This is a genomic window from Rhodococcus sp. KB6 (assembly GCF_001445685.1).
Taxonomy (GTDB): Bacteria; Actinomycetota; Actinomycetes; order Mycobacteriales; family Mycobacteriaceae; genus Rhodococcus_F; species Rhodococcus_F qingshengii.
The window spans coordinates 1-241 of record NZ_LNAK01000044.1 but is presented as its reverse complement, the minus strand read 5'-3'; the positions used below and the strand labels follow the sequence as shown (position 1 = coordinate 241).

The 241-nt window shown below is 60.6% G+C and carries 1 protein-coding gene; it reads left to right on the top strand.

Features of this window, described 5'->3' with window-relative positions; all coding sequences use genetic code 11:
- Nucleotides 1-41 precede the first annotated feature (41 nt).
- Nucleotides 42-241, top strand: a 200-nt coding sequence (locus ASU23_RS33290) for a leucine zipper domain-containing protein (protein WP_156423125.1), incomplete at its 3' end; no start/stop codon positions are given.

The window sequence follows — 241 nt, the reverse complement described above, 5'->3', positions numbered from 1 at the left end:
AATTGCGAAATAGCCGTTCTCGACCAAGAAGGACCAACCCTGTGACACACCGTAATGCCCCACTCACCGTGGAAGGAAGACGCCGCCTGATCGAGCGATGCCAGAGTCGCCCGATCGCCCACGTAGCCGCCGAAATGGGTATCTCCCGCCAATGCGCCTCCAAGTGGGTCAACCGGTATCGGAAGTACGGTGACCTGGGATTACAGGACCGATCCAGCGCGCCGAAGCACCAACCGACCGC